We start from the raw sequence: 6,720 nt of genomic DNA, 5'->3' as shown, positions 1-6,720 counted from the left end.
CGCCAGGACGAAATCGACGCCGACCTGGAACGCCTGCGCGCCGACAGCGCGCTGGCCGCGGCCGACCGCGACCTGGGCCTGGCCCAGACGGCGCTGGCCGGCGCGCTCGGCGGCCGCTGGTCGCCCTCCCAATCCTCTGACAACGAAGTGCTGAAATGACTGCCACGCAAACTCCCGACTCGCGGACCTCGACCCGCAAAACCCGCCTGATGCTCGCCGGCGGCGCAACCGTGCTGGCCGGCGCCGGCTGGGCCGCCTGGACCTTCCTGGCCGGCGCCGCCAGCCAGACCACCGACAACGCCTACGTCAACGGCCACATCGTGGCCATCACCCCGCAGGTGGCGGGCGCCGTCTCGGCCATCTGGGCCGACAACGCCGACCGCATCGCCGCCGGCCAGACCCTGGTGGAAGTGGACCCCGCCGACATCCAGATCGCGCTGGCCGGCGCCCGCGCCGACCTGGCGCGCGCCCGGCGCCGCGTGCAGGCGCTGTTCGCCAGCCGCGACCAGGCCGCCGCCGAGGTCATGCGCCGCCAGGCCGAACTGGACCGGGCCCAGGCCGACGTGGCCGCGCGCCGCGGCATCGCCGCGCAGGGCGCCATCACCTCGGAAGAGGCGCGCCACGCCGCCGATGCCCTGAACGCCGCCCGCGCCGCGCTGGCGGTGGCGCAGGCCGCCGAGCGCGCCGCGCAGGCCCAGATCGACGGCGTGACGCCCGACACCCACCCCGATGTGGCCCTGGCCCAGGAACGCCTGCGCGCCGCCGCGCTGGCCTCGCAGCGCACCACCATCCGCGCGCCGGTCGGCGGCATGGTGGCGCAGCGCAGCGTGCAGCTGGGCAAGCAGGTGGGAATCGGCGACAAGCTGATGTCGGTGGTGCCGCTGGACCAGATGTGGATCGACGCCAACTTCAAGGAGATCCAGCTGGCCGGCATCTGCCCCGGCCAGCCGGCCGTCGTCACCGTCGACGCCCACGGCGCCAAGGTGCGCTATCGCGGCCGCGTCGGCGACGTGATGGCCGGCAGCGGCTCGGCCTTCGCGCTGCTGCCGTCGCAGAACGCCACCGGCAACTGGATCAAGGTGGTGCAGCGGGTGCCGGTGCGCATCAATCTCGACCCCAAGGACCTGGCCGACCATCCGCTGCGCATCGGCCTGTCGGCCGAGGTGACGGTGGATACGGCGCGCTGCGATGCGACGCAGGCGGGCGCGCCCAATGGCGAGACCACTGATCTCTACCGGCAGCAGCGCCAGGCCGCCGACGCGCTGGCGCAGGCCGGCCAGGGATGGCAGTGATGTCCGCCGCGACCCGTCCCATCGAACCGATGTCCGGGCTGCCGCGCGTGGTCGCGGCGGTGGCCATCAGCCTGGCGTCGTTCATGGCGGTGGTGGACATCACCATCGCCAACGTCTCGGTGCCCACCATCTCCGGCAACCTGGGCGTCAGCCCGGAGATCGGCGAATGGGCCATCACCTTTTTCGCCATCGCCAACTCCATCTGCATCCCGCTGACCGGCTGGCTCTCGCGCCGGCTCGGGCAGGTGCGGCTGTTCGTGCTGTCGGTGGCGGCTTTCACGCTGGCGTCGGTGCTGTGCGGCGTGGCGCAGAACTTCGAATCGCTGCTGGCCTTCCGCGTGCTGCAGGGCATGGTGTCCGGCCCCATCGTGCCGCTCAGCCAGGCGCTGCTGGTCGCCATCTTCCCGCCCGACAAGCGCACGCTGGCGCTGTCGATGTGGGCCATGACCAACATGGCCGGCCCCGTGGCCGGGCCGGTGCTGGGCGGCTGGCTGACCGACGATTTCAGCTGGCCCTGGATCTTCCTGGTCAACGCGCCGGTCGGCATCGCCGTGGTCGCCGTCACCGCCACCATGTTCCGCGGCCGCGACACGCCCAGCACCCGCCTGCCGGTGGACCTGCGCGGACTGATCCTGCTGGCCGTCGCCATCGGCTGCCTGCAATTGACGCTGGACCGCGGCCGCACGCTGGACTGGTTCGCCTCGCCGTTCATCGTCACCACCGCGCTGCTGTCGGCGCTGGGCTTCGTGTTCCTGGTCATCTGGGAGCTGGGCGAGACGCATCCGATCGTCGACCTGAGCCTGTTCCGCCATCGCAACTTCGCCATGGGCACGCTGGCCGTGGCGGTGGGCTTCGGCCTGTACTTCGCGGCGCTGGTGCTGATCCCGCTGTGGCTGCAGACCGACATGCGCTACACCGCCACGTGGGCTGGCCTGGCCACGGCGCCGATGGGCGTGTTCGGCATCCTGCTGGCGCCGCTGCTGGGCCGCTGGGTGCAGCGCGGCGACGCTCGCGTGTTCGCCAGCCTGGCCTTCGTGGCGTGGTCCCTGGTGGCCTGGTGGCGCGCGTCCATGACCACGGACGTCGGCGTCGGCCTGATCTCGCTGGCCTGCCTGCTGCAGGGCATCGGCATCGGCCTGTTCCTGACGCCGCTGGTGTCGCTGTCGCTGGCCGGCCTGCCGCCCGAACGCATCGCCGCCGCCTCCGGCCTGCAGACCGCCATCCGCATGATGGCGGGCAGCCTGGTCGCCTCGCTGGCATCGACCTACTGGGACGAGCGCTCGCGCTACTACCAGAACGTGCTGGTCGACAGCGCCACGCCCGCCCGGCCCGCGGTGCAGGACACGCTGAACGCCCTGGCGGGCGCCGGCCTGGACGCGCCGCAATCGTGGGGCGTGATCTGGAACGGCCTGAAGACCCAGGCCGACATGCTGGCGCTAAACGACTTCTTTCTGTGGTCGAGCCTCGCGTTCGCGCTGTCCATCGCGCTGGTCTGGCTGGCCCGCCATCCCCGCGCAGCCAAGGCCTGACGGCCCCATCGCCCCAAACAGGAGACCCGACATGCAACCCTTTTCCCCGACGCGCCGCGACGTGCCCTGCATCGTGCTGCGCGCGCTCGACCTGGCGCGGGACATGCGCCGGCTGACGCTGGGCGGCCCCGAGCTCAGCGCCTGGCTGGCGCGCCCCGGCGTCGGCCAGCCCGCCGCCTGGGTCAAGGTGTTCCCGCCCGGCGTGCCGGGCCGGGCCTATACGCTGCGCGCGATCGACTTCGAGGCGTCCACCGTGGAGATCGACTTCGTGATCCATGGCGACGCCCCCGGCACCGTCTCAGACTGGGCGCGCCGCGCCCGTCCCGGCGATGCCGTCTCGATCGCCGGACCGCGCGACGGCGGCTTCGCCCTGCAGGCCGACACGCGCTGGGTCTGGCTCGGCGCCGATGCCTCGGCCTGGCCGGCGGCCTGCCGCATCATCGAATCGCTGCCGTCCGCCATCCAGGTCCTGGGGGTGCGCCATCCGGCAGGCGGCGACTGGCCCGCCCTCGCCAGCGCGCACACGCCGCGATGGGCGGCGCGCAGCCTGCCGCCCAGCCCGGATGAAACGCCCGAGCCCGCCCCCGCCGGGCCCGGCCAGGTCTGGCTGGCCGGCCAGGCCGGCTGGGTCAAGGCCTGGCGCGCGCACTGGCTGCAGCGCCTGCGTCTTGACGCGGCCCGCGTCTCGGCCAAGGGCTACTGGAAGGACGGTGAACAGGACTACAAGGAATAGGCCCCGGCCCGTGGACACGGCAACGGACAGACCATGAAGAAAGAACTGGATCGCATGCGGGACATGGCGTTGTTCGTCCAGGTGGCGGCGCTGGGTTCGCTCACGCGGGCCGCGGAAAGCACCGGCGTGCCGGCCTCGACGCTGTCGCGCCGGATCTCGGAATTCGAAAGCCAGATCGGCGTCAAGCTGCTCCATCGCAGCACGCGCCGCCTGGCGCTCACCGACGTCGGCCAGCGCTATCTGGACCGGATCACGGAAGTCGTCGACCGCGCCCGCGCCATCAGCGGCGAACTCGAGGAAGAAATGGCCCGCCCCACCGGCCAGCTGCGCGTCTGCGCGCCGGTCGATTTCAGCGCCTATTTCCCGGACGCCGCGCTGGCCGACTATTGCGCCAGCCATCCCGGCGTGCGCGTCGAACTGCATTGCTCGGCCGAGCTGCCGGACCTGGCCACCGAACCGTTTGATGTCTGCATCGCCACCGTGGAACCGCCGCGGGCCAGCCGCATGGTGCGGCGGCGCGTCGGCATGGCCGGCTATCAGCTCTATGCCTCGCCGGCCTACCTGCGCGCCTTCGGCGAACCGACACACCCCGCGGACCTGGCGCGCCACCGCTGCCTCGCCCTGCCGGACAGCGGGCCGGGACTGGCGCTGGCCAACGGCACCGCCAGCGCGCAGGTGGACGTGGCGCCGCTGCTGGTGCTGAACAATCTGCTGGCGCTGGAAAACCTGCTGCGCGACGGCCTGGGCATCGGGCCGCTGACGCCGGGCCGCGCCGACAGGCTGGTGCGGCAGGGCGCCCTGCTGCCGGTGCTGCCCGGCTGGGCGCTGCCGTCCCGCCCCATCCTGGCCTTGACGGCCTCGCGCGCATTGCCGGCCCGGGTCCGCGGGTTCATCGACCTGCTGGCGGCCCGGGTGGTGACGTAGCCAGAAAGCGGCGCCGGCGACGTCCGCTCAATGGAACGCGTAGGCATCCATCGCCAGCGCGCCGTACGAGACCTCGTCGGTCAGGCGCGTGGCCTGCTCGCCGCCCGCGCCCAGCGCCACGTACAGCGGCATCAGGTGGTCGTCGTGCGGATGGGCCTGGCGGGCGCCCGGCGCCCGGGCCTGCCAGTCGAGCAGCGCCGGCACGTCGTGCGCGGCCAGATGGCGCGCATACCAGTCCTGGAACGCCGGCACGTAGGGCGTGGCCGGCGCGTTCTGCGGCATGCGCACGTCGCGCAGGTTGTGCGTCAGCGATCCCGAGCCGATGATCAGGACGTCCTCGTCGCGCAGCGGCGCCAGCGCGCGGCCCAGTTCGAGCTGGCCGGCGGCATCGCGGCCCATGTCCAGCGACAGCTGCACCACGGGCACGTCGACCTCGGGGTACAGGTAGCGCAGCGGCACCCAGGCGCCATGGTCCAGCGGCCGGCGCGGATCGCGGTCGGCGGCAATGCCGGCCTCGGCCAGCAGGGCCTGCGTGCGCGCCGCCAGTTCCGGCGAACCGGGCGCGGCGTATTGCAGCGTGTAGAGCTCGGGCGGGAAGCCGCCGAAGTCATGCCACGCGACCTGCTGGTCGCGGGTGGACAGGGCCAGGCCATGGCCCATCCAGTGCGGCGAGACCACCAGAATGGCGCGCGGCTTGCGGCCCTGGGCCTGGCTCCAGGCGGCCAGGGCCGGGCCCGTCAGGCCGGGTTCGACGGCCAGCATGGGAGAACCGTGGGAAACGAAAAGCGTAGGCCAGCGCATGGCGATGCCTCCAGAAAACAAGTTTGATGGAGCGATTTTCGGCCGTTTCGAATCTGCAATAAACCCCTTCAAAAGGGATGATCTGTTGCCAGATGAGCACCAATCCCGTAGCGGACGGACGGCCGGCGCGCGCGCTGGCGGGACGCCGGGCGGCGCGGCGGCGCACGTCGCCGCCCATGACCGTGGCGGGCGTTAAACTACGTCGTTACACACTTACTGGACGTCCTCCGAAGTTATGGCCCGATCCCGCAGCCAATCCGCTCCCCGCTTGACCCGCGACGCCACCCGCCTGATCACGCTTGCCCAGTCGCTCAACCGCTCGGGCAGCCGCGTCGAAGACGTGTACTGGGAGAATCAGCTTGGCGAAGCGATTCCGAAGCTGCTCAAGGCAGGCCAGGATGCCCCGCTGGAAGCCGCGCTGGACCATCTCGCCCAGGGCGACGTGGGCGCCTACGAAGTCCTGATCGAACAGGCCGAAACGCTGTCCGAATCGATGAAGATCGAAAAGAACGGCGTGCGCTACGACATCCTGCTGATCGTCGCGCCCATCGTGGCCTGGACCCGCTACGCCATCCCGACCGGCCCCGTGCCGGCCAGCGCCCAGCAGGCCCTGCTGGCGCAACTGCATGGCCACGTGCTGTCGAGCCAGGCCCGCAGCGCGCTGATGCCGATGCTGGTGAGCGTGGACCAGATGCCGCGCACCTTCTCCGAAACCTGGCAATGGCTGCAGCGCCTGGGCTCGCAGGCGCTCGGCGCCGAGACCACCAAGCCGGCGCTGAACGCCGAGGTCGAGACCGCCAACATGCTGGCCGACACGCGCTACATCGTGGCGGCCGTGGCGGTGCCCGAATTCGCGCCTGTGTTCCGCTGGCAGGAGCAGATCGGCGACGCCGAGGCCAGCCGCGACGCCTGCCTGGCGCAATGGGCCGCGCAGGCCCAGCCGACGCTGGCCGGCCTGCTGCCGGGCTGCGGTTTCGAGGCCCTGCTGCCTGACGCCTATTACGTCAGCAACCGCGAGGCCGACCGCCGCGTGCGGCCGCTGTCGCTGCGCGCCGCCATCAGCTGGCTCGAAGGCGCGGTCAACCTCGAGGCCTCCCAATTGCGCGCCGTGGTGGCGGGCTGCGGCGAAAGCCGGGTCGACGAATACCGCGTCAGCTTCACCGCGCGCAACAGCAACGACGTCTACTACGGCTGCGTCTGGCCGCTGTATGGCCGCGAGGAAGACCTGCCGGCCGACGAAGGCCAGCCCGACGTGGTCGACGAGATCGCGGCGCTGCTCAAGGAATACGGCGTGAGCGACGTGCGCCGCATTCCCGGCGTGCTGCCCCCGGAATACTGCGAGGACTGCGGCGCGCCCTACTTCCCCAATCCCCTGGGCGAACTGGTGCACGCCGAATTGCCCGAAGACGCCGAGGCAGCGCCCGCCAAGTTCCACTGAGCG

6 protein-coding genes are annotated in these 6,720 nt (G+C 71.8%); 5 read left to right on the top strand and 1 reads right to left on the bottom strand.

Annotated features, from left to right (window positions below; genetic code table 11):
* Window positions 1-155 precede the first annotated feature (155 nt).
* Genes AOZ53_RS01905 through AOZ53_RS01890 form a run of 4 tightly spaced genes read left to right on the top strand, consistent with a single transcriptional unit; the run spans window position 156 to window position 4,478 of the window.
* A complete protein-coding gene (locus tag AOZ53_RS01905; protein ID WP_304439139.1) occupies window positions 156-1,292 on the top strand; it encodes an HlyD/EmrA/EmrK family protein in 1,137 nt (378 codons plus the stop codon).
* The gene (locus AOZ53_RS01900; protein WP_054486677.1) at window positions 1,292-2,821 is read left to right on the top strand and encodes a DHA2 family efflux MFS transporter permease subunit; all 1,530 of its coding nucleotides are present in this window, start codon (window positions 1,292-1,294) and stop codon (window positions 2,819-2,821) included. The genes AOZ53_RS01905 and AOZ53_RS01900 overlap by 1 nt, the downstream gene beginning before the upstream one ends.
* Window positions 2,822-2,852: 31 nt before the next feature.
* A complete protein-coding gene (locus tag AOZ53_RS01895) occupies window positions 2,853-3,554 on the top strand; it encodes a siderophore-interacting protein (RefSeq protein ID WP_054486676.1) in 702 nt (233 codons plus the stop codon).
* Between the two features lie 33 nt (window positions 3,555-3,587).
* Window positions 3,588-4,478 carry a LysR family transcriptional regulator gene (locus tag AOZ53_RS01890; protein ID WP_054486675.1) on the top strand — a complete coding sequence of 297 codons (891 nt, stop codon included), beginning with the start codon at window positions 3,588-3,590 and terminating at the stop codon, window positions 4,476-4,478.
* A 27-nt stretch (window positions 4,479-4,505) separates the two neighbouring features.
* Here the strand turns inward: AOZ53_RS01890 and AOZ53_RS01885 are convergent, their stop codons facing one another.
* Window positions 4,506-5,279 carry a DODA-type extradiol aromatic ring-opening family dioxygenase gene (locus tag AOZ53_RS01885; protein ID WP_082385470.1) on the bottom strand — a complete coding sequence of 258 codons (774 nt, stop codon included), beginning with the start codon at window positions 5,277-5,279 and terminating at the stop codon, window positions 4,506-4,508.
* Between the two features lie 235 nt (window positions 5,280-5,514).
* Between AOZ53_RS01885 and AOZ53_RS01880 the strand changes: the two genes are divergently transcribed.
* Complete coding sequence (locus AOZ53_RS01880) at window positions 5,515-6,717, top strand: DUF2863 family protein (RefSeq protein ID WP_054431914.1); 1,203 nt, start codon at window positions 5,515-5,517, stop codon at window positions 6,715-6,717.
* Window positions 6,718-6,720: the final 3 nt, after the last annotated feature.

The sequence above is a fragment of the Achromobacter sp. 2789STDY5608621 genome, assembly GCF_001299375.1.
Classification (GTDB): domain Bacteria; phylum Pseudomonadota; class Gammaproteobacteria; order Burkholderiales; family Burkholderiaceae_B; genus Achromobacter; species Achromobacter insuavis.
Note: the sequence above shows the minus strand (reverse complement) of the source record. Positions and strands in the feature narration are given on the sequence as shown.